This is a genomic window from Halobacillus sp. A1, from assembly GCF_024189295.1.
GTDB lineage: Bacteria > Bacillota > Bacilli > Bacillales > Halobacillaceae > Halobacillus_A.
On record NZ_JAIZEN010000001.1, the window covers coordinates 287,792 to 310,426 of the forward strand.

A 22,635-nucleotide genomic window follows, 5' to 3' on the forward strand; every position below is an offset into this window, starting at 1 on the left:
TTCCAAACGCGAGGTGTTTCTAATGAAGGGTTCTCTTTTATATGAAGGTAAAGCGAAGAAAGTGTATCACGTCGATAACGAGCCGGAACAGCTGGTTTTGTCTTATAAAAATGATGCTACTGCATTCAATGGCAAGAAAAAAGATCAATTTGAAGGCAAAGGACGCCTGAACAATTTGATTACCTCAAGAATTTTTGAATATTTGCAGCAGCAGAATCTTTCGTCGCATTTTATAAAAGCTTTGAACGACACGGAGCAGCTTGTCGCAAAGACGACGATCATTCCCCTGGAAGTCGTTGTCCGCAACGTTGCGGCTGGAAGTATTACGAGAAGGCTGGGTATTGAGGAAAAGCTGGAATTCTCTCCACCGCTCGTCGAACTTTTTTATAAAAAAGATGAATTAGATGACCCGATCTTAAATGACCAGCATGCGCTGCACCTTACGGATGTAACCGAACAAGAACTTGAATCCATTAAGAACAAGGCATTAGAAGTGAACGGACATTTGCAGACATTGTTCAAGCAGTCCGGACTGCAGCTTGTTGATTTCAAATTGGAATTCGGCCGGTTAGCCGATGGAACCATCGTACTCGCTGACGAAATCTCACCGGATACATGCCGGTTATGGGATGAAAATACAGGTGAGAAGATGGATAAAGACGTATTCCGTGAAGGGTTAGGCGATTTAATCTCAGTATACGAAAACATTTTAAAACGACTGGAGGAGAACACATGCGCAAAGTAAAGATTTACATCACTCTCAAAGAAGGCGTACTCGATCCACAAGGGAAGGCTGTACAGAACTCGTTACATTCACTCGAATATAACAACGTAGCAGACGTACGTATTGGAAAGTATATGGAAGTGATGCTCGAGGATTCAGACAATATCGAACAGCAAGTTGACAAAATGTGTGATCAGTTATTAGCTAACCCAGTAATTGAAGATTATTCGTATACGATCGAGGAGGCCGTTTAAGTGAAATTCGCTGTTGTAGTTTTTCCAGGGTCCAATTGTGACCGAGATATGTTTTATGCGATCACTGAAGGTCTAGGTGAGCAGGCAGATCTTGTCTGGTATCAGGAAGCTGATTTATCCGAGTATGATGCCATCCTTCTGCCAGGTGGATTCTCTTATGGTGACTACTTGCGTTCAGGCGCAATCGCCTCCACTTCGGGTGTGATTGACCAAATCCGTGAAGCGGCTGAAGCAGGCAAGCCGATTCTTGGCGTCTGTAACGGATTCCAGGTGCTGCTTGAAATGGGGCTGCTGCCAGGAGCGATGCTTCCGAACAAACACTTGAAATTCATGTGCCATTACGAAACCTTGACGGTAGAAAATTCGGACACGATGTTTACAAACCATTACAGTGATCAAGAAGAAATCGACATTCCTATCGCCCACGGTGACGGAAATTATTATTGCGATGAAGCAACTTTCAAGAAATTAAAAGCTAACAATCAGATCACTTTCACTTATAAAAATAACCCGAATGGATCGGTGGCCGATATTGCCGGCATTACGAATGAACAAGGAAATGTACTGGGGATGATGCCGCACCCGGAACGTGCCGTTGATTCACTTGTTGGAACAAAAGACGGCCTTCGTCTATTCCAGTCGATTCTTACTCATTGGAGGGATAAGCATGCCATCAAAGCTTGAGATCAGCCCTGAACAAATTGAACAGCAGCAATTATATAAAGAAATGGGCTTAAGTGACGAAGAATTCCGCTCGATTACAGAAATTCTTGGCCGCCGCCCGAACTACACGGAAACTGGGCTTTTCTCTGTTATGTGGTCTGAACACTGCAGCTACAAAAATTCAAAACCTCTACTGAGAAAATTCCCTACAGAAGGACCTCAAGTACTGCAAGGTCCTGGTGAAGGCGCTGGAATTATAGATATAGGAGACGAGCAAGCCGTCGTCTTTAAAGTAGAGAGTCACAACCATCCATCAGCCGTGGAACCGTATCAAGGTGCAGCTACCGGTGTCGGAGGGATTCTGAGGGACGTCTTTTCAATGGGCGCTCGTCCAGTAGCCATTTTGAACTCTCTCCGTTTCGGCTCTTTGAAACAGCCACGGGTGAAGTTTTTATTTGAAGAGGTTGTTCATGGAATTGCAGGATATGGAAATTGTGTCGGCGTTCCGACCGTTGGCGGGGAAGTTCAATTCGATAATGCTTATAACGGTAACCCGCTCGTAAACGCCATGTGTGTTGGATTGATCGACCATAAGGATATTCAAAAAGGGATCGCAGCAGGAATCGGCAATACCGTCATGTATGTAGGTGCTAAAACCGGACGTGATGGCATCCACGGAGCTACATTTGCTTCGGAAGAGCTGACGGAGGAGTCGGCAGAAAAACGCCCTTCTGTTCAAGTCGGCGATCCATTCATGGAAAAGCTTCTTATCGAGGCTTGTCTTGAAGTCATTCATCATGAAGCACTTGTAGGCATCCAGGATATGGGGGCAGCCGGACTAACCTCTTCTGCCAGTGAAATGGCAAGTAAAGCAGGTACTGGCATGCTTATGAACATGAACTTAGTTCCTCAACGGGAAAAAGATATGACAGCCTACGAGATGATGCTTTCAGAATCGCAAGAACGTATGCTTCTCGTCGTTGAAAAAGGCAGAGAAGAGGAGATCGCTGAAGTCTTCCGTAAGTATGATTTGGAAGCAGTATCTGTAGGAGAAGTGACAGATGACCAGCGTTTCCGTCTTGAACATCACGGAGAAATCGTTGCAGACGTTCCTGTCGATTCCCTTGCTGAGGATGCGCCTGTGTACCATCAGCCTTCAAAGGTACCAGCCTATTTCAAAGAGTATCAGGAAATGGAGAATTACGTTCCAGAAATTACAGACTATAAAGAGACTCTGAAAAATCTATTGCAGCAGCCAACGATAGCTAGTAAAGAGTGGGTATACGATCAGTATGACTCGATGGTTCAAACGAATACCGTCGTTACTCCAGGCTCTGATGCTGCCGTCATTCGTGTGCGCGGAACCGAAAAAGCACTTGCGATGACAACGGACTGCAATTCCCGATATATCTATTTGGATCCGGAAACAGGCGGTAAGATCGCCGTCGCAGAAGCAGCGCGCAATATCGTGTGTTCAGGCGGACGACCACTGGGAATTACGGATGGCTTGAACTTCGGTTCGCCGGAAAATCCGGAAATTTTCTGGCAGATGGAGAAGAGTGTAGAAGGTATGAGCGAAGCGTGTCGTGAGCTGAGCGCTCCAGTGATCAGCGGGAATGTTTCTCTCTATAACGAATCGTTTGGCGGCCAGGCGATATACCCTACACCGGTTGTCGGAATGGTCGGTCTCATTGAAAAGACAGACCACATTACACAATCTCACATGAAAAATGCGGATGACCTTATTTATGTCATCGGTGAAACGAAACCGGAATTCGGCGGCAGTGAGCTGCAAGGCATGCTGGAAGATCGTCATTTTGGAAAAGCGCCACAGCTGGATTTGGAAGTAGAAGGTATTCGTCAAAGTCAATTACTGACAGCGATCCAACAAGGGATCATTGAGTCAGCCCATGATTTAGCTGAGGGCGGACTAGCCGTAGCATTAGCTGAGAGCCTGTTTGCCAACGGACTTGGGTGTGAAGTGACCATCCAGGGAGACCGGACATCAGCTTTATTTTCAGAAACTCAGTCCCGCTTTTTGGTCTCAGTTAAACCGGAAAATCAAAAAGCGTTCGAACAACAGATTGAAGACGCAACCCTGCTTGGGAAAGTGACAGGGGACGGGGTGTATCACGTCCAGTCCGAAGGGGAAACCGTCGTGGAAGAGCAAACACAAACTCTGGAACAACTATGGAAAGGAGCTATTCCATGCTTGGTGAAATCAAAGGACTAAACGAAGAATGCGGAATATTCGGCGTATTTGGACACCAGGATGCTGCCCAGCTTACGTATTATGGACTGCATGCGCTGCAGCACCGAGGTCAAGAAGGTGCCGGAATCGTAACGAGTGATGGCGAGCATATGAAAGTTGCCAAAGGTCACGGGTTGATTTCTGAAGTTTTCCCGCAAGATCGTTTGAATGAATTAGGCGGCCATTCGTCCATCGGTCACGTTCGATACGCGACAGCAGGAGATGGTAGTTACGAAAACATCCAGCCGCTTATGTTCCGTTCCCAGACTGGCGGACTCGCTTTGGCTCATAACGGAAACCTTGTAAATGCCCAGGCTTTGAAAAGTCAGCTTGAGGCTCAAGGGTCCATTATGCAGACTACCTCAGATACAGAAGTAGTGGCTCACTTAATCAAACGTGCGGGTCACCTGCCGATGGACGAAGCGATTTGCCAGGCGTTGTCCATGATTAAAGGTGCCTATGCCTTCTTAATGATGACAGAAAATAAAATATATGTAGCGAATGATCCGCGCGGACTGCGCCCAATCAGCATTGGATATTTAGGGGATGCCTGGTGCATCTCCTCAGAAACGTGTGCATTTGACGTGATTGGTGCTACGTATGAACGTGAAGTCATGCCTGGAGAACTGCTTATTATTGATAAAAACGGCATTCAGTCCCAGCGGTTTTCTGCACCAATTCAACGTACTCTCTGCTCAATGGAATATGTTTATTTCTCCCGTCCGGACAGTAACCTCGACGGCAAAAATGTTCATGCTTCAAGGAAGCGTATGGGGAAAACGTTAGCAGCTGAAGCCCCGATTGAAGCCGATGTTGTAACCGGTGTACCTGATTCCAGTATTTCTGCAGCCATCGGCTATGCAGAAGCGTCAGGCATCCCTTATGAGCTTGGATTGATTAAAAACCGTTATGTCGGTCGAACCTTCATCCAGCCTTCGCAGGAATTGAGGGAGCAGGGTGTGAAAATGAAGCTATCCGCCGTAAGGGGAATCGTAGAAGGAAAACGTGTCGTCATGGTTGATGATTCGATTGTCCGTGGAACGACGAGCCGCAGAATTGTTCAATTACTGAAAGAAGCCGGCGCCACTGAAGTCCACGTGCGAATCGCTTCACCTCCGATTCAAAACCCATGTTATTACGGGATTGACACTTCAACTAGCGGCGAGCTGATCGCATCGAATAATACAGTGGATGAAATCGAAGAACAAATAGGGGCAGACAGCTTAGCCTATCTGACGGTCGATGGCCTGCAGGATGCCATTTATCAAGGAGAAGAATCGTTAAATCACGGGGGTTGTGCCGCATGCTTTACCGGTAATTATCCAACAGAAATTTACCCGAATACGATTCCACCCTATGAAAAAGCGTAGGAGAAGGAGGAGCCATAATGAGCCAATCATATAAAAAAGCCGGTGTAGATGTAGAAGCTGGTTATCAAGCTGTCGATCTCATGAAAAAACACGTAGCACGCACGATGCGTCCTGAAGTCATTGGCGGGCTGGGATCATTTGCCGGTCTATTTGACATCAGCTCCATGACGTATCAGCATCCCGTGCTCGTTACAGGAACGGACGGAGTCGGCACGAAGCTGAAGCTTGCCTTTGAAATGGACAAGCACGATACAATAGGTATCGACGTGGTCGCCATGTGTGTGAACGATATCGTGGCTCAAGGCGCCGATCCGCTCCTTTTTCTCGACTATATCGCTTGTGGAAAAAACGAACCAGAGAAAATCGAACAAATCGTCAAAGGGATAGCGGATGGGTGCGAACAGTCTAACTGTGCACTTGTCGGCGGAGAGACAGCTGAAATGCCAGGCATGTATGACCCAAAAGAGTATGACCTGGCTGGTTTTGTCGTAGGAATGGCTGATAAAAATAAATTGATCACTGGAGGACAGATCAAGCCGGGCGATGTTTTAATCGGCTTGCCCTCAACTGGTGTGCATTCCAATGGGTTTTCCCTTGTACGTCGTATAATTGAAGAAGAAAATCTGGATCTTACCCAAAAGTATGGCTCTTTTTCCCAACCATTAGGAGAGGTGCTTTTAACTCCGACGAAAATATATACGAAGGCGATTCAAGCATTGAAAGCTGCTGTCGAGGTGAAAGGACTCGCTCACGTTACAGGCGGAGGCTTTTACGAAAATATTCCCCGGGCAATGCCTGAAGGGTTAGGAGCTGTCATTGAAACGCAAAGCTGGACGCCCCCTGAGATTTTCAGCTTTTTGCAGCAGCAAGGCGGATTATCGACGGAAGATATGTTTGGCGTTTTCAACATGGGAATAGGGATGGTTGCGGCAGTTCCTGAAGCAGACGTGGAAGCAGCCCTTCAATCCTTGAAAGAACAAGGAGAAGGAGCCGTCCGAATAGGACATGTCACAGCCGAAGAAGGAATTCAATGGTCATGAGTAACAAAATAGCCATATTCGCTTCAGGCACAGGCTCGAATTTCGATGCTATAATGGAAGCCTGCGATAAAGGAACTTTAAATGCCGACGTCACACTACTCGTTTCAGATAAAATGAATGCCGGCGTAATCGAAAAAGCCCAGAAACGTAACGTAGACACCGTCGTTTTTAACCCGAAATCATTCGAAAACAAAGCAGAATTCGAGAAAGCCCTGCTGGCCGACTGCCAGGCAAGAGACGTGGAATGGATCATCCTTGCAGGGTACATGAGGCTGATCGGCCCGACCTTGCTTGCAGCTTACCCCAAGCGCATCATCAACATCCATCCATCCCTCCTGCCCGCATTTCCAGGCAAGGATGCAATCGGACAAGCAATTGATAAAAAAGTAAAAGTGACGGGCGTAACCGTTCACTTCGTCGATGACGGTATGGACACCGGCCCGATCATCGCGCAGGAAGCGCTATCGATTTCAGAAGAAGATACAAAGGATGAGGTCCGACGCAAGATTCAAGCCGTGGAGCATCAGCTCTATCCTCAAGTTATCCAATCTCTACTTACCAAGGAGGAAGCAAAATGAAACGTGCATTACTGAGCGTATCCAATAAAGAAGGATTAAGTGAATTTGCGAAAGGGCTCATCGATCTTGGCTATGAGCTGATCTCTACTGGAGGCACCAAACGTGCGATTGAAGAAGCAGGGCTTCCCGTACTTTCTATTTCAGAAATAACAGAGTTTCCTGAAATCATGGACGGACGCGTGAAAACACTTCACCCTTCTGTACATGGTGGATTACTGGCTAAGCGCAGCAACGAGGAGCATATGCGTCAGCTGGATGAACTGAAAATCGGAACTATAGATTTAGTAGCAGTTAATTTATATCCTTTTAAACAAACGATTGCAAAACCGGATGTGACAGAAGCTGATGCTATCGAAAACATCGATATCGGCGGCCCGACGATGCTTCGCTCTGCAGCAAAAAGCTTTGAGGACGTAGCCGTTGTCGTCGATCCAGAAGACTATCCTGAAGTCGTCAGTAGTCTTAAAGCTGGGGACCTGTCCTTCGAAGCCCGCAAAAAACTGGCAGCCAAAGTGTTCCGCCATACTGCAAACTATGACGCTATGATTGCAGAATACTTCGCTGACGTAACGGAGGAAGCGTACCCTGAAACCTACACCGTTACATATGAAAAAGTTCAATCCTTACGTTATGGAGAAAACCCTCATCAAACAGCTGCTTTCTATAAGAAAGCGAATTACGATGGCGCATCGCTGGCAAATGCTGAGCAGCTGAACGGTAAAGAGCTTTCTTATAATAATATCCAGGATGCCAACGCCGCTTTAGATGTGGTGTTAGAGTTCAGTAAACCGGCAGCTGTCGCTGTGAAGCACATGAACCCTTGCGGAGTGGGGACAGGGGAGACTATTTTTGAAGCGTATGGCAAAGCCTACGCTGGAGATCCTGTATCTATTTTCGGTGGAATAGTCGCTCTTAATCGTGAAGTCGATGAACAAACAGCTGCCAAGCTGAAGGAAATTTTCCTGGAGATTGTTATCGCTCCTTCATACAGCAAAGAAGCGCTCGATATTTTAACTAAGAAGAAGAACTTACGTGTGCTAAAAGCAGATATGAAGAAGCCCGAAAGCCAGACTCATAAATTAACGTCAGTAAGCGGAGGCATGCTCGTTCAAGATACGGATGAAGGGACTCTTGAAGACGTAGAGCTTGAAGTAGCCACAGAGCGCCAGCCGACTGAACAGGAACTCAAAGATTTAGAGCTTGGATGGAAAGTAGTGAAACATGTTAAATCGAACGCAATTGTTGCAGCGAAGTCCGATCAGACCGTCGGTGTCGGCGCAGGTCAGATGAATCGAGTCGGTGCTGCTAAAATCGCTTTTGAACAAGCAGGCGATCAAGCAAAAGGTGCCATCATGGCTTCTGATGCCTTTTTCCCAATGCCGGATACGGTCGAAACCGCTGCTGAAGCAGGAATAACAGCCATTATCCAGCCGGGAGGCTCTAAGCGTGACCAGGATTCCATTGATGCTTGCAACAAGCATGGCATAGCCATGGTGTTTACGAAAATGCGTCATTTCAAACACTAAGTGAAGGAGAGAAACGACATGAAAGTTTTAGTGATCGGACGAGGCGGGCGTGAGCACAGCCTTATACAGAAGTTCTCCCAAAGTCCTCAAGTGATCGACCTTTATGCTGCTCCAGGTAATGCAGGTATGGAACGAGAGGCGGAATGTGTAGCGATTCCAGAAACAAATCATGACGAGCTCATCACTTTTGCTAAAGAAAATAAAGTGGACCTGACCTTTGTAGGCCCCGAGAATCCTTTGCTGGATGGGATTGTCGATCGTTTCCAAGAAGCGGGCTTGCTCGTATTCGGTCCTTCAAAAGCCGCCGCTCTCATTGAAGGAAGCAAACATTTTGCTAAACAAATCATGAAAAAATACAGCATTCCTACCGCTGATTACGAAGCGTTTACAGATGCTGAACAAGCGAAGGATTATATCAGGGCAAAAGGCGCGCCGATTGTTGTGAAAGCAGACGGACTGGCCGCCGGTAAAGGTGTAGTGGTAGCTGACACGATCGACCAGGCATTAGAAGCCGTCGAAGATATGCTGTTAGATGGGCAATTCGGAGAAGCCAGTCAGGAAATAGTCGTCGAAGAATTTTTAGAAGGCGCCGAGTTTTCCCTGATGGCATTCGTTAATGGCGAAAACGTCTATCCTATGGTGACAGCCAAAGATCATAAGCGTGCTTATGAAGGTGATCAAGGACCGAATACAGGAGGCATGGGGGCATTTGCTCCCGCACCGGACTTGCCTGAACAATCCTATCAATTCGCCGTAGAATCCATCTTACAAAAAACAGCCTCCGCTTTAGTAGAGGAGGGGCGTACATTTACAGGTATTCTATATGCAGGACTGATCCAGACAGCCAAAGGTCCAAAAGTCATCGAATTCAACGCAAGATTCGGAGACCCTGAAACACAGGTCGTCCTGCCCCTGCTGGAAAATGATTTAGTTCAAGTCGTCCTTGACGTACTGGATCGTAAAAATCCACAGCTCCAGTGGGCAGACCAAGCTTGTGCAGGCGTGGTTGTCGCTTCAGCCGGTTACCCTGGAAGCTATAAAAAAGGGGTAGCTTTACCTGAATGGTCTGAAGAAAGCGGACTATTTGCGGTACATGCCGGTACGAAAAAGGTTAATGACGGTTATGTCTCTGACGGAGGCCGAGTTCTACTGTTCGGGACGAAAGCTCCCGATTTAGCCAGCGCCCTTCAAAGTGTCAATAAAGCTTTAAAAGTGTTTGACGAAACGGAAGACTTCTTTTACAGGAACGATATCGGGAAGTCAGCTATTATTGCGGCGAATCAAAACGTAGAGTAGAGCTGCTACTGTTCCGATAATTACCGAAATGACGAATCCTACGTCAGTCAAGTATTCCAAAAAATCCATATCATACAACATCCTTTACATGATCAGGCGGGGCTTCCCGCCTTTTTTTATTTTCTGGCTTTTTTTATCACGTTGTAAATTCTGTGTGAAGGAAAAACGCTTCACTCCGTTGTTTTGCTTATGCGTACGGTCCTGACCACTCGCCTCCGCTTTTCTTTATGTCCAGCTCCGGTGGCCAGACACTCGTGACATAAGCAATCTCCCTCCATCGGGAAAGACCGCCCGATTACGGGATTTTGCTTATGCATGTCGTGTCTACCCGGCCGCCTCCGCTTTTCTAATGTCCAGCTCCGGCTCGCAGGCCCTAGCGACATAAGCAATCCAACTTCGTGAAGGAAAAACGCTTCACTCCGTTGTTTTGCTTATGCGTACGGTCCTGACCACTCGCCTCCGCTTTTCTAATGTCCAGCTCCGGCGGCCAGACACTCGTGACATAAGCAATCTCCCTCCATCGGGAAAGATCGCCCGATTACGGGATTTTGCTTATGCATGTCGTGTCTACCCGGCCGCCTCCGCTTTTCTTTATGCGAACGGTATCATGGTGTGTTACGATAGAAAAAATGAATCAGGGAGGCAGCTTCATGAACGAGCAACGCTTTCGCTGGCGTAATCGACAGCTCAGGGAACATACGGCTGTTGTAGATGGGAAGCTAGCACCAACAAAACTGATTAAAAACACTACTTATTTAAATGTCTATCTCAAGCAATGGTTGCAAGGTCATATATGGATCTACAACGATCGCATTATCTACTCTGGTCCAGAATGGCCGCCTTCAACGGAAGGGACAGAAATTATAGATGGCAGCGAGAGCTATATCGTTCCAGGCTATATTGAGCCTCACGCTCATCCTTTTCAGTTATATAATCCCCGTAGTCTCGCTGAATATGCAGCTGGGACCGGGACGACGACTTTGATCAACGATAACTTGATGTGGTTATTGTTAACCGATAAAGAAAAAGCGTTTTCTTTATTAGAAGAATTTATGAATGTTCCCGCTTCTATGTACTGGTGGGCCCGCTTCGATTCTCAGTCGACTCTTCATGACGAAGAGCAGGAAGAGTTTGAAGAACAGGTGCTGCCATGGCTTCAGCATGATGCAGTTATTCAAGGTGGTGAATTGACCGCCTGGCCTGATGTGCTTTATGGCGGTGATGATCAAATGCTTCACTGGATGCAGGAAACGAAGCGATCCCGTAAACCTATGGAAGGTCATCTACCCGGAGCCTCGTGGAAAACTTTAGTGAAAATGAAGCTCCTCGGTTTAGATTCTGAGCACGAATCCATGACAGCTGATGAAGTCATTGAGCGTTTGTCACATGGATATCAAACCGGACTGCGTAACTCTTCGATTCGTCCAGATCTTCCAAATATCCTTAAAGGTTTAATAGAGAAAAATCATCAGCAGTATGATCGGATGATGTTTACGACTGATGGATCTACGCCTGGCTTCTATCGTGAAGGAGTGATCAATCCTTGTATTAAAATCGCGTTAGAAGCTGGAATCAAAGATGTGGATGCTTATATGATGGGTTCCTATCATGCTGCCAGACACTTTGGTATTGATGATCGTCTCGGGAGCCTGGCACCAGGTCGTGTCGCTCACTTGAACTTTTTATCAAGCCGGGACAACCCTAATCCGCACTCAGTTTTAGCTAAAGGCGAATGGGTACGTAAAGACGATAAGCTGGTATCTAAAAATGAAGAGTTCCCATGGGAAACGTATGGTCTAGAGCCCCTGTCTCTTTCTTTTGATATAACGGATGATGATCTCCAATTCTCGATGCCTGTAGGAATGGAAATGGTCAATGAAGTGATTATGAAACCTTATGCGCTTGATCTTGATGCTTCCGTTGATCGGATTCCCGCTGAGAACGATGAGGCATTTCTGACGCTCATTGATCGTGATGGGGAGTGGAAAGTCAATACACTGCTAAAAGGATTTACGGATTCCCTGGGAGCGTTGATCAGCTCCTATTCCAACACGGGTGATTTAATTTTGCTTGGTAAATCAAGGGCGGATATGAAGCTTGCCTTTCGTCGACTGAAGGAAATAGGCGGGGGTATCGTTCTGGTAGATGATGGGGAAATCGTTTATGAACTTCCTCTATCTTTAGGAGGCGTCATGACAGATATTCCAATGGAAGAGCTTATGGATAGGGAGAAAGAGTTAAAAGAAATACTTAAAAAATACGGATACACTTATGGTGATCCTGTATATACCTTACTATTCTTATCTTCCATGCATCTTCCTTTTATAAGGATCACTCCAGTCGGAATTGTCGATGTTAAAAAGAATGAGGTTCTCTACCCCGCCATCATGCGATAGACTAAAGTAGAAAACTTTAGAGAGTAAGGTGTATGGGGTATGAGACAATTCATTGTAATGTTCTCAGCAGTGATTTTATTGTTGCTGACTGCTTGCAGCGGTGATGGTTCTAGTAAGGACGAGCATCCTGAAGAGGAAACTTCAGGGATTACGACCGGCCCTGTTTATCCTTTGACGGGGATTCCGGCCGAGGATGAAGTGGACGAGCGAGTGTTTTCAGTGATGGTCAGTAACTCTAAAGAAGCGCGTCCTCAATCAGGCTTAAGCAAGGCTGATATTGTTTACGAAATACTGGCAGAAGGTCAAATTACAAGATTACTTGCACTGTATCAAAGCGAGTTGCCTGAAGAGATCGGCCCAATCCGCAGTGCACGTCCCTATTTTGCTGAGATAGCCGGAGGATACGACGCTGTATTCGCGTACCACGGAGCTGCTGGTTTCATTAACGCGGGCATTCAATCGAGCGGGATTGATTATGCTGACGGGGCAAAGTACGATAATGATGGTATTCTTTTCAAACGGACGTCGGAACGGCAGGCTCCGCATAATTCCTACTTATTAACTGACGGCTTTTCACAGTTTCTTGAAAATAAGGGCTATGATAGTGAAAAAGACATTGAGCCTTTACCATTCAGTGGAGGAATTCATTCAGCTGGAGAACCTGCGGGAGAGGTGACCATCACCTACCATGCCGGAGAAACCGTGACATTTGATTATGATGAAGAGCGCGGGCGGTATTTGCGGTCAAGTAATGGGGTTCCGAGTATAGACGCGGAAAACGATGAACCTATCACTCTTTCGAACGTCTTTATTATAAAAACGTCCCATGAAGTTGTTGATGATAAAGGGCGGCGTGAAATCGACCTTACTTCTGGCGGAGAAGGATATTTACTTCAAAATGGGGAACAAATTAATGTAGAATGGAAGAATGTAGGCGGAAGGATTTTACCGTATAAAAAGGATGAACCTGTTGATTTCCTGCCGGGCCGAACTTGGGTGAACGTAATCCCGGAAAATACAGGACATGTAACAGTGGATTAAAAGGGGAGGGCAAACAAGTGCAAATTGATAAATTAAGGGGAAAGACATTGGATCAGCTTTTTGAAGCTATTTTATCTTTGAAGGACGTAGAGGAATGTTATGAGTTTTTTGACGATTTAGCGACGATGAACGAGGTCCAGTCGCTCGCTCAGCGATTAGAAGTCGCAAGGATGCTTCGTGAAGGGTTTACTTATCATAAGATTGAAACAGAAACGGGAGCATCAACAGCTACAATTTCCAGAGTGAAGCGCTGCTTAAATTATGGGAACGATGCGTATACTCTGGCATTGGATCGTGTCCAAGAAAAAAGAACTGAATAGAACGAGAAACCGTCCTTTAAGTGAGGACGGTTTTTTGATGATGATGGAGTGTTATGCTCGCAAGGCCTGACCATTCACCACTGAAGTACGTTATCCTCTCAAATGAAGCGAGGCACGAAATCAAAAACTACTAACAAAAACCTTCATTTTTTCTTTGCAAAAATCCCTCGTATCGATTCATGTAGACAGCTAAAGTTTGCTATAATATATGAATGAACTAAAGGAAATTCTGGAGGAATATATGACGTGTTGAACGTGAAAAATTGGAGCCATGTGTTCAAGCTGGATCCAAATAAATCCATAGAGGAAAGATACTTAAAAGATCTTTGTGAATCAGGGACAGACGCCATTATCATAGGGGGAACGGACGGAATCACTTTTGATAATGTGTTCGATTTGCAGGATAGAGTTCAGAAATACGATATTACATGTATTCTTGAGGTTTCTACGATGGAAGCCATTATGCCTGGCTTTAACGGCTATTTCATCCCTCTCGTTTTGAATAGTCGTGAAAAGCGCTACGTCATGGACATCCAGCATCAAGCGGTCAAAGAGTACGGCGACTGGATTGACTGGAGAGAGATGGCGGTCGAAGGTTATTGTGTGATGAATGAACAAGCCAAAGTGTTTGAAGCAGCACAATGTCAGCTTCCTTCTAAAGAGGATGTCCTCGCCTATGCAAAAATGGCGGAGCACATGTTCAACCTGCCTATTTTCTATTTAGAGTACAGCGGTACTTGGGGAGATGCTGAATTAGTGCGTGACGTTGCCGCTGAGCTGAAACAGACGGTCTTATTTTACGGCGGAGGCATTGAAACTCTTGAGCAGGCGAAGATTATGAAAGAACATGCAGACGTTATCGTCGTCGGTAATATTATATATGAAGATGTACAAGCTGCGTTACAAACGGTGAACGCGTGTAAGCATTAATACTTAAAAAGGAAGGTGTCCTTGATGACGCAAGCATTACACCCATTAGTTAAAGGATTGAACGAACAGCAAAGAAATGCGGTCACCCATACAGAAGGGCCTCTTCTCATTATGGCAGGCGCCGGAAGTGGAAAGACCCGGGTTTTGACTCACAGGATCGCTTACTTACTGCAGGAAAGAGGAGTCTCTCCTAGAAACGTATTAGCGATTACCTTTACAAATAAAGCCGCACGGGAAATGAAGGAGCGGGTCGAGTCATTGGTCGGAAATGACGCAGATAAGATATGGATGTCCACCTTTCACTCGATGTGTGTTCGAATTTTAAGAAGAGATATTGACCGAATCGGCTATGATCGTAATTTTTCCATCCTGGACTCAAGTGATCAGCAGTCCGTGATCAAGCAAGTATTAAAGGAACTGAACTTAGACCCTAAGAAATGGGACCCGAGGGCCATGATCGGTGCAATCAGTAATGCAAAGAATGAGCTGATTACTCCAGAACAGCACGTACGTGATGCGGGCAATATCCATGAAGAACAAATCGCTCAAATTTACAAAGCCTATCAAAAGAAGCTGCGTAAAAACCAATCGCTCGATTTTGACGATTTGATTATGCAGACACTTACGCTATTTGAACGACTTCCTGAAGTTCTTGAATATTATCAGCGACGTTTTCAATATATCCACGTGGATGAGTATCAGGATACGAACCACGCCCAATATCAGCTGGTGAAGTATTTAGCCAGTCGTTTTGAGAATTTGTGTGTTGTGGGTGATTCGGATCAGTCGATTTACCGCTGGCGAGGGGCTGACATCACCAATATTCTATCGTTTGAAAAAGATTATCCAAAAGCGCGTACCATACTTCTCGAACAGAATTATCGATCAACGGAACTCATTTTGAACGCAGCAAACAAGGTCATCGGCAACAATAGCGGACGGAAGGCGAAGAATCTTTGGACCGATAACAATGGCGGTGAAAAGATCCAGTACAAAGAAGCTGGAACTGAGCGGGAAGAAGCGCTTTATGTCACCGACCAAATAGAGGATCTTGTCCGATCAGGACGTTTTCAATACAAAGATGCCGCTATACTATATCGTACGAATGCTCAGTCAAGAACGATAGAGGAAACGTTTGTAAAAGCAGGCGTTCCTTATCAAATGATCGGAGGCACGAAGTTCTATGATCGAAAAGAGATCAAGGACTTGTTGGCTTATTTACGCTTAATTGCGAACCCGAATGATGACCTCAGCTATCAGCGCGTCGTCAATGAACCTAAAAGGGGCGTAGGAAAAACGAGTCTGGATAAACTACAAGCATATGCTGCAGCCCACGACATTTCTCTTTATGAAGCTTCAGCTGAAATTGACTTCGTCGGTGTCAGCGCAAAAGCAGCCAAATCAATTATGAACTTTTATCAAATGATCAAAAATTGGACTCAGCAGCAGGAGTTTTTATCGGCAACCGATATGGTAAACGAAGTCATTGAAGTTACAGGCTATGAAGAGATGCTTAAGAATGAAAAAAGTCTCGAATCCCAAAGCAGACTTGAGAACATTGAAGAATTTAAATCCGTTACAAAAAACTTCGAAGAGACGGCGGAAGACAAAACGTTGATCAACTTTTTGACAGATCTGGCTTTGATTGCAGATATTGATTCTATGAATGATGATCCTTCAAACGATGATACGGTTACTTTAATGACTTTGCATTCAGCAAAAGGGCTGGAATTTCCGGTCGTATTTTTGATCGGTATGGAAGAAAACGTTTTTCCACATACGCGGTCTTTAATGGACGATGATGAAATGGAAGAAGAACGCCGTCTTGCCTATGTAGGGATTACGAGGGCAGAACGTCAGCTTTTCCTTACTCATGCCAAGATGCGTACGTTATATGGCCGGACGAATATGAATCCAGTCAGCCGGTTCATCCATGAAATCCCTCAGGACCTTTTGAACGGAAAAGAAGAAAAAGAATCACTGCCATTTTTCAATAAAAAACGAGAAACTACCCCGCTTGGGCAGTCTCAAGCTGCACCAGTCAAAAAACGTGCAGCAAAAAAACAGGAAAAGCCTTCGACTGGCGGAGAGAAAATCACCTGGCAGCCTGGGGATAAAGCGAAGCATAAGAAATGGGGAGAAGGTACAGTCGTGAAAGTGCAGGGAGAGGGAGAAGCGATGGAACTGGATATTGCATTTCCAGCTCCGACTGGCATTAAACGCCTGCTGGCAAGGTTTGCACCCATTACGAAAGCTTAAGGAAGTGTTATGAAATGAATGAAGCAGAAGCTAGAGAGCGCCTGGAAGCCCTCCGCAAAGAAATTAACCGCTATAACTATGAATACCATACGCTTGATGCGCCCAGCGTTTCAGATTACGAATATGACAAAAAAATGCGAGAGCTTCTTGATATAGAAGAAGAACATCCAAGTCTTGTCACACCTGATTCACCGTCCCGTCGAGTGGGCGGTGAGCCTCTTAGTGCTTTTCAGAAAGTAAGACACAATGTCGCTATGCTCAGCCTTGGAAACTCGTTTGATGATCAAGAGCTGAGAGATTTTGATCGTCGTGCTCGCGAAGGTACTGAGGAAGAAGTATCGTACGTTTGTGAATTGAAAATTGATGGGCTGGCCGTTTCCCTTACATATGAGGAGGGAATCTTCGTTCGAGGTGCCACGAGAGGAGACGGAACGACCGGTGAGGATATTACGACGAACCTCCGTACGATTAAAAGCATTCCACTACGATTAAACAAGCCGGAAACCTTGGAAGTTCGCGGGGAAGCATTTATGCCGAAGCGATCGTTCCAGAGGATGAACGAAGCGCGTGAAGAAAAGGGAGAAGAACCTTTCGCCAACCCAAGGAACGCTGCAGCTGGTTCATTGCGTCAGCTTGATCCGAAAATAGCGGCGAAGCGTAATCTTGATATTTTTCTATACGGGGTGGGAGAATGGCAGGAAGAATCTGCCTCCTCTCATAGTCAACGTCTGAAGCTGATGGAAAGCTTAGGACTGAAAACAAATCCGGAGTGGAAAAAGTGTAACAATATAGAAGAAGTAATTGAATATGTTCACAGCTGGCTGGAGCGCCGCCCTGATTTGGACTATGAAATTGATGGAATTGTTATCAAAGTCGACCGGCTCGATCAACAGACGGCTTTAGGATTCACCGCCAAAAGTCCACGCTGGGCTACCGCTTATAAATTCCCGGCTGAGGAAGCGGTAACGAAGCTGAAGGATATTGAATTAAGTGTCGGCCGGACAGGCGTGGTCACTCCTACTGCGATTCTAGAACCTGTAAAGGTAGCAGGAACGACCGTCCAGCGTGCTTCCCTTCACAATGAGGATTTGATCCGGGAACGCGATATCCGGATTGGGGATACAGTCGTCATAAAGAAAGCAGGAGACATCATTCCTGAAGTCGTTCGAGTAGTGATCGATGAACGGAGTGGTGAAGAAGAAGCCTATTTCATGCCTGAAAATTGTCCAGCATGTGACAGTAAACTCGTCCGCTTAGAAGAAGAGGTAGCCCTTAGATGTATCAACCCCAATTGTGAAGCCCAGCTCCGTGAAGCATTAATTCACTTCGTTTCAAGGAACGCGATGGATATTGAAGGACTAGGTGAAAAAGTGATCGCCCAGCTTTTTAAAGAAAATTTGATCGACAATATCTCAGACTTATATAAGCTGGATCGGGAAGAGCTGCTCCAATTAGAACGAATGGGTGAAAAATCGGTGGATAACCTGTTAAAAGCCATTGAATCTTCTAAGGACAATTCATTAGAGCGTTTATTGTTCGGACTTGGGATCCGTTATGTAGGTACGAAAGCAGCGAACACACTCGCCCAGGAATTCGAAACGATGGACAAGCTTTTAAATACGGATATGGAAACGTTTATTGAAGTTCCAGAAATCGGCGAGAAAATGGCTGATTCTATCGCCCGTTATTTTGCAAAACCTCAGGTGGCTGAATTGATGGAAGAGTTGAAGCAGCTCGGGATCAATATGGAATACAAAGGACCAAGTAAGAATGAAGGTCCTGAGGACTCACCTTTTAAAGGAAAAACCGTTGTATTGACGGGTAAAATGGAAAATTTCACACGCTCTGAGGCGAAGAATATCGTCCAGGAGCTTGGGGGCAGTGTTACAGGCAGTGTCAGTAAAAAGACAGACTTATTGATTGCTGGAGAAGACGCTGGTTCAAAATATACGAAGGCCGAAAAGCTTGGGGTGGAGATTTGGAGCGAAGAAGAATTTGCGAATGCTTTAACATAATGGGGAGTGGAATGAATGAGCAAGCTGCACGCACTTTTACTAGCGATGGTCCTGATTGTCAGCGCGTGTACACCTGTATACGATAATACAGATGAAGTCGTCCGTGAAACAACAGAAGAGGATAATGGACAGTCGGCTATAATTCCAAATTATAATGTGACCGATGATAACTATCGTATGATTTTAACAGAGGGAAGCTCGAAAATATCGGCGGCTCGTGGAGTGACGACGAACCAAATGGGAAATCGGCTCGATATTGCTGAGTTTGAAGGCGGACTGCAGCGCCACTCTAAAGAATTTTTCAGTACAGAAGACTATTACTTTCAACCCGGACAGTACCTTGATGATAGTACAATATACAGCTGGCTTGGCCGCTATGAGGAAGCCACCATTACTGACGAAGAAACAACAGATCCAGGCAATCCTGAAGGTTTAAATCCAGCTTTAGATGAAGAATCAGCTTCTGAGGAAGAATTCAGAGAGAATCCTCGTTACATTTCTAATATTGTGGAACAGGATTATCTTGTCCGTAAAGATGATGACGTCGTAGAAGTATCTGGAATGACCATTGGAATATCCATGCGTTCCGCCTATGAGTTTGAATCAGAAGGGCGGAATTATTCAGAGGATATCCCGACCAGCGAATCGTTATCCCGAGGCCAGGAGTATGCCGATACTATTTTAAAAAGGATTAGGGAAAGAGAAGAACTGCAAGATATTCCAGTAGTTTTTGCAATATATGAAGAGGAAGACGACAACTCAGAAACTCCTGGGAACTTCTTAAGCAAAGGTTATGCTGAGGGCTCCGATAACTCGGTAGGAGGCTGGGATGAAATTAACGAAGATTACGTTTTATTCCCTTCCAGTCAAGCAGAAGAAGAGCATTTTGACGATTCTGAGATTTTCTCTGACTTCCGAACAGAAGTTTCGGACTACTTTCCTAACTTTGTCGGTATGATTGCGAATGGCTTTTACGTAGATGATGAATTGCAAGATGTTAAAATCGACATTCCGATTCAATTTGATTCTCAAACAGAAGTGACCGGATTCACCCAATATATATATAGTCTTGTCAATGAAATGTTTGAAGACCATTATTCAATAGAAGTGAAAATTAACAGTATGGATCAGCAAGAGAGTCTGATTGTTAAGAAACCTGGACAAGAGGAACCTTTCATCCATATTTACGAATGATGAAACACGGCAGCCTGGATAAAGGCTGTCGTGTTTTTACTAGTGAAGGGCAATGCTGAATTTACGTATTGATGTTCATATGAGATTCCATATGTTGAAGACTCAGTTTCGAGATACGTTAGAATCTACGAACCGTGAAAAAAGCTTAAACTCATTAATTAATAAATCTAAACGCTGGAGATGAGTACCATGCATGCTCCAGTTGTTTAAGACACCGGCCTCGCAATAAAATAAGAACATAGATAACATACTGATGGTCCTAACATAGATCTCTTGTTAGAAACTTTAGGTAGAACGCAATATTTTCATTTCGCAGTAATCGGGAAGACGCTCTTTTTTTATATGAGTGTTCGTTTCTCACCTTCATCGAATGGGGTTGTTGGGAAGCTGCGAGACTCCCGTGGGAGAAGGATGTAGGCGAGATCCCACAGGGCTGCAAGCCCGAGGAAGCTCGCCACTTCCCCCACAGGAAAGCGAGTAGCTTCCCAACAACCCCAGACTCTTAATAGGGCAACGAACCTAGGTTACGAATTAAAGTCTTCTACTATCCGGACATATCATTGGATAACTCTCTTATGAAAAACTACAAATGACTTTACAAAATAGCTGAAAGATTAAATTGATGAAATTGGAAACTTAGGATAAAATATTTAGTGGAAACGCTTAACGTGGTAATTTGCTAATAAAAGCGTCGATTCCTATCGAAAATGAGGAGGCGGTTTATAGTGGTCGTACCATATAAACATGAACCATTTACAGATTTCAGTTTGGACGTGAATCGCAAGGCTCTTGAGGACTCTATCAAACAAATAGAAGCGGACCTTGGCAAAGACTATCCCTTAATTATCGGCGGGGAGAGAATCATGACAGATGAGAAGATTAAAGTCGTCAACCCAGCTAATAAGAAGGAAGTCATAGGTTATGTTTCAAAGGCTAATCAGGAGCTGGCGGAAAAAGCTCATCAAATTGCAGATGAAACGTTCAATTGGTGGCGCAAAACAAAAGCGCAGTTCCGTGCCGATATATTATTCCGAGCCGCCGCTATTATTCGCCGACGGAAGCATGAGTTTACCGCGCACCTTGTAAAAGAAGGCGGTAAACCGTGGAAAGAAGCGGACGCAGATACGGCTGAAGCGATAGATTTTCTAGAGTATTATGGACGTCAAATCCTTGAAATTGATAAAGGAGTGGAAATCAACTCTCGTCCAATCGAGAACAACAGGTTCCACTACATTCCTCTTGGGGTAGGAGTCGTCATTTCTCCGTGGAACTTCCTGTTTGCCATCATGTGTGGCACAACAGTTGCTTCTATGGTGTCAGGGAATACCGTTTTGCTGAAGCCGGCTAGCGCTACTCCTATTATCGCTTACAAAATGATGGAGGTCCTTGAAGAAGCTGGTCTTCCTGCTGGTGTCATCAACTACATTCCAGGGAGCGGGAAAGAGGTAGGGGACTATCTTGTCGACCACCCTCGCACTCGTTTTGTAAGCTTTACGGGCTCACGTGAAGTAGGTACGCGCATTTTTGAACGTGCGTCTAAAGTGCAGCCTGGGCAAAAATGGTTGAAGCGTACAATTATTGAAATGGGCGGTAAAGATACGATCGTTGTTGATAAAGAATCAGATCTTGAACTTGCAGCTGATGCCATTACGTATTCCGCTTTCGGATTTTCGGGTCAAAAATGCTCGGCTTGTTCCCGTGTCGTTGCTCATGAAGAAATTTATGATAAATTACTTGATAAGGTGGCAGCGAGAACGAGAGAAACTGTATCTTATGGTGATCCAGCGGCTCACGATACGTATATGGGTCCCGTCATCGATCAAGCAGCCTACGACAAGATACTCAGCTATATTGAAATAGGGAAAAAAGAAGGGAAGCTGGTCACTGGAGGAAAAGGGGACGACAGTAAAGGCTGGTTCATCGAGCCGACTGTATTTGCCGACCTTGCACCGGATTCCCGCATCATGCAGGAAGAAATTTTTGGACCGGTGGTTGGTTTTACGAAAGCAAAATCGTTTGAAGAAGCGATTGATATTGCCAACAACACGGACTATGGTTTAACAGGCGCGGTAATTACTAATAATCGTCAAAACCAGGAAAAAGCACGTGAAGACTTTCATGTCGGGAACCTTTACTTCAATCGTGGCTGCACGGCAGCGATTGTAGGTTATCACCCATTTGGAGGCTTCAATATGTCCGGTACAGATTCAAAAGCCGGCGGACCGGATTACTTAATTCATCACATGCAGGGGAAAACCACTTCAGAAATGCTGTAAAAAGTTTAAGAGTCGCCTTCGAAGCGCATTCGAAGGTGTTTTTTTTGATGAATCATTGATAAGATTAAAAAAACGTCGAATTTTGTAAATCCAGGAATAGGCTGCCGCCAATTGAGTAAGACTACTAAGGTAAGGTTTACTGTGTCCATATAACTAGGAAAAAGGAACCTGCAGAGAATAAAAATTACAGTATGGCTAAATTTTTATTTATAAAATTTTATGAATAGATATCATCTAAATTGGAAAAAAACATGCATATCTGAAGTTAATTTGTATAATTATACATTAAAACGTCAATATTATAATTTTTGCAATGTTCTAACGGATATATTATGATATAGTTGTACCAGTGTTTGGCTTTTTCTACTTCTATGCTGAAGTTTCAGGCATTCTGAATTATAAAAAAAATGCATAGAAGTGTATATTACAAAATGGGGGTGACAACGTGTTTGAACTAGCAACCGCTGCAGGCAATTTTTCACTTTCAGGAGGAGCATGGTTT

Annotated in this window: 18 protein-coding genes; 17 read left to right on the plus strand and 1 reads right to left on the minus strand. The window is 45.0% G+C overall.

Features of this window, described 5'->3' with window-relative positions:
- Nucleotides 1-22 precede the first annotated feature (22 nt).
- The 9 genes from purC to purD are packed head-to-tail and all read left to right on the plus strand — an operon-like array spanning nt 23 to nt 9,702.
- The gene (purC, locus tag LF817_RS01360) at nt 23-745 is read left to right on the plus strand and encodes a phosphoribosylaminoimidazolesuccinocarboxamide synthase (RefSeq protein ID WP_253933960.1); all 723 of its coding nucleotides are present in this window, start codon (nt 23-25) and stop codon (nt 743-745) included.
- A complete protein-coding gene (gene purS / locus LF817_RS01365; RefSeq protein ID WP_253933961.1) occupies nt 733-978 on the plus strand; it encodes a phosphoribosylformylglycinamidine synthase subunit PurS in 246 nt (81 codons plus the stop codon). Before purC ends, purS begins: the two co-directional genes overlap by 13 nt.
- Nucleotides 979-1,662 carry a phosphoribosylformylglycinamidine synthase subunit PurQ gene (purQ, locus tag LF817_RS01370; protein WP_253933962.1) on the plus strand — a complete coding sequence of 228 codons (684 nt, stop codon included), beginning with the start codon at nt 979-981 and terminating at the stop codon, nt 1,660-1,662. It abuts the gene before it with no gap.
- Nucleotides 1,646-3,874: a phosphoribosylformylglycinamidine synthase subunit PurL gene (purL, locus tag LF817_RS01375; RefSeq protein ID WP_253933963.1), complete on the plus strand. Its 2,229-nt coding sequence runs from the start codon at nt 1,646-1,648 to the stop codon at nt 3,872-3,874. The genes purQ and purL overlap by 17 nt, the downstream gene beginning before the upstream one ends.
- Entirely contained in the window at nt 3,850-5,262 is a 1,413-nt protein-coding gene (gene purF / locus LF817_RS01380) for an amidophosphoribosyltransferase (protein WP_253933964.1), read from the plus strand. The genes purL and purF overlap by 25 nt, the downstream gene beginning before the upstream one ends.
- A 17-nt stretch (nt 5,263-5,279) precedes the next feature.
- Nucleotides 5,280-6,302 carry a phosphoribosylformylglycinamidine cyclo-ligase gene (gene purM / locus LF817_RS01385; protein WP_253933965.1) on the plus strand — a complete coding sequence of 341 codons (1,023 nt, stop codon included), beginning with the start codon at nt 5,280-5,282 and terminating at the stop codon, nt 6,300-6,302.
- Nucleotides 6,299-6,880, plus strand: coding sequence for a phosphoribosylglycinamide formyltransferase (purN, locus tag LF817_RS01390; protein ID WP_253933966.1), 582 nt, complete (start codon nt 6,299-6,301; stop codon nt 6,878-6,880). Before purM ends, purN begins: the two co-directional genes overlap by 4 nt.
- Nucleotides 6,877-8,406 carry a bifunctional phosphoribosylaminoimidazolecarboxamide formyltransferase/IMP cyclohydrolase gene (gene purH, locus LF817_RS01395; protein WP_253933967.1) on the plus strand — a complete coding sequence of 510 codons (1,530 nt, stop codon included), beginning with the start codon at nt 6,877-6,879 and terminating at the stop codon, nt 8,404-8,406. Before purN ends, purH begins: the two co-directional genes overlap by 4 nt.
- 18 nt (nt 8,407-8,424) lie before the next feature.
- Complete coding sequence (gene purD, locus LF817_RS01400) at nt 8,425-9,702, plus strand: phosphoribosylamine--glycine ligase (protein ID WP_253933968.1); 1,278 nt, start codon at nt 8,425-8,427, stop codon at nt 9,700-9,702.
- Here purD and LF817_RS20330 read toward each other — a convergent pair.
- Nucleotides 9,667-9,783, minus strand: a complete 117-nt coding sequence (locus tag LF817_RS20330; protein ID WP_352232216.1) for an EYxxD motif small membrane protein — start codon at nt 9,781-9,783, stop codon at nt 9,667-9,669. The two genes, purD and LF817_RS20330, sit on opposite strands and share 36 nt — an antisense overlap.
- 569 nt (nt 9,784-10,352) lie before the next feature.
- Here LF817_RS20330 and LF817_RS01405 point away from each other — a divergent pair.
- The 8 genes from LF817_RS01405 (at nt 10,353) to pruA (ending at nt 22,133) form a co-directional block, all read left to right on the plus strand.
- Nucleotides 10,353-12,098: an adenine deaminase C-terminal domain-containing protein gene (locus LF817_RS01405; RefSeq protein ID WP_253933969.1), complete on the plus strand. Its 1,746-nt coding sequence runs from the start codon at nt 10,353-10,355 to the stop codon at nt 12,096-12,098.
- A gap of 39 nt (nt 12,099-12,137) precedes the next feature.
- Complete coding sequence (locus tag LF817_RS01410) at nt 12,138-13,139, plus strand: DUF3048 domain-containing protein (protein WP_253933970.1); 1,002 nt, start codon at nt 12,138-12,140, stop codon at nt 13,137-13,139.
- 17 nt (nt 13,140-13,156) lie between these two features.
- A complete protein-coding gene (locus tag LF817_RS01415) occupies nt 13,157-13,459 on the plus strand; it encodes a YerC/YecD family TrpR-related protein (RefSeq protein WP_101845825.1) in 303 nt (100 codons plus the stop codon).
- Nucleotides 13,460-13,705: 246 nt separating this feature from the next.
- The gene (gene pcrB / locus LF817_RS01420) at nt 13,706-14,389 is read left to right on the plus strand and encodes a heptaprenylglyceryl phosphate synthase (protein ID WP_253933971.1); all 684 of its coding nucleotides are present in this window, start codon (nt 13,706-13,708) and stop codon (nt 14,387-14,389) included.
- Nucleotides 14,390-14,413: 24 nt separating this feature from the next.
- Nucleotides 14,414-16,648: a DNA helicase PcrA gene (gene pcrA, locus LF817_RS01425; protein WP_253933972.1), complete on the plus strand. Its 2,235-nt coding sequence runs from the start codon at nt 14,414-14,416 to the stop codon at nt 16,646-16,648.
- A 14-nt stretch (nt 16,649-16,662) separates the two neighbouring features.
- Complete coding sequence (gene ligA, locus LF817_RS01430; protein WP_253933973.1) at nt 16,663-18,663, plus strand: NAD-dependent DNA ligase LigA; 2,001 nt, start codon at nt 16,663-16,665, stop codon at nt 18,661-18,663.
- Nucleotides 18,664-18,678: 15 nt separating this feature from the next.
- A complete protein-coding gene (locus tag LF817_RS01435) occupies nt 18,679-19,857 on the plus strand; it encodes a CamS family sex pheromone protein (protein ID WP_253933974.1) in 1,179 nt (392 codons plus the stop codon).
- 725 nt (nt 19,858-20,582) lie between these two features.
- Entirely contained in the window at nt 20,583-22,133 is a 1,551-nt protein-coding gene (pruA, locus tag LF817_RS01440) for an L-glutamate gamma-semialdehyde dehydrogenase (protein WP_253933975.1), read from the plus strand.
- The last annotated feature ends 502 nt before the right edge of the window (nt 22,134-22,635 follow it).

Coding starts and splice junctions, on each gene's coding strand:
- purC (WP_253933960.1), top strand. CDS start 23: ATGAAGGGTTCTCTTTTATATGAAGGTAAAGCGAAGAAAGTGTATCAC.
- purS (WP_253933961.1), top strand. CDS start 733: ATGCGCAAAGTAAAGATTTACATCACTCTCAAAGAAGGCGTACTCGAT.
- purL (WP_253933963.1), top strand. CDS start 1,646: ATGCCATCAAAGCTTGAGATCAGCCCTGAACAAATTGAACAGCAGCAA.
- purF (WP_253933964.1), top strand. CDS start 3,850: ATGCTTGGTGAAATCAAAGGACTAAACGAAGAATGCGGAATATTCGGC.
- purM (WP_253933965.1), top strand. CDS start 5,280: ATGAGCCAATCATATAAAAAAGCCGGTGTAGATGTAGAAGCTGGTTAT.
- purN (WP_253933966.1), top strand. CDS start 6,299: ATGAGTAACAAAATAGCCATATTCGCTTCAGGCACAGGCTCGAATTTC.
- purH (WP_253933967.1), top strand. CDS start 6,877: ATGAAACGTGCATTACTGAGCGTATCCAATAAAGAAGGATTAAGTGAA.
- purD (WP_253933968.1), top strand. CDS start 8,425: ATGAAAGTTTTAGTGATCGGACGAGGCGGGCGTGAGCACAGCCTTATA.
- LF817_RS20330 (WP_352232216.1), bottom strand. CDS start 9,783: ATGTTGTATGATATGGATTTTTTGGAATACTTGACTGACGTAGGATTC.
- LF817_RS01405 (WP_253933969.1), top strand. CDS start 10,353: ATGAACGAGCAACGCTTTCGCTGGCGTAATCGACAGCTCAGGGAACAT.
- LF817_RS01410 (WP_253933970.1), top strand. CDS start 12,138: ATGAGACAATTCATTGTAATGTTCTCAGCAGTGATTTTATTGTTGCTG.
- pcrA (WP_253933972.1), top strand. CDS start 14,414: ATGACGCAAGCATTACACCCATTAGTTAAAGGATTGAACGAACAGCAA.
- ligA (WP_253933973.1), top strand. CDS start 16,663: ATGAATGAAGCAGAAGCTAGAGAGCGCCTGGAAGCCCTCCGCAAAGAA.
- LF817_RS01435 (WP_253933974.1), top strand. CDS start 18,679: ATGAGCAAGCTGCACGCACTTTTACTAGCGATGGTCCTGATTGTCAGC.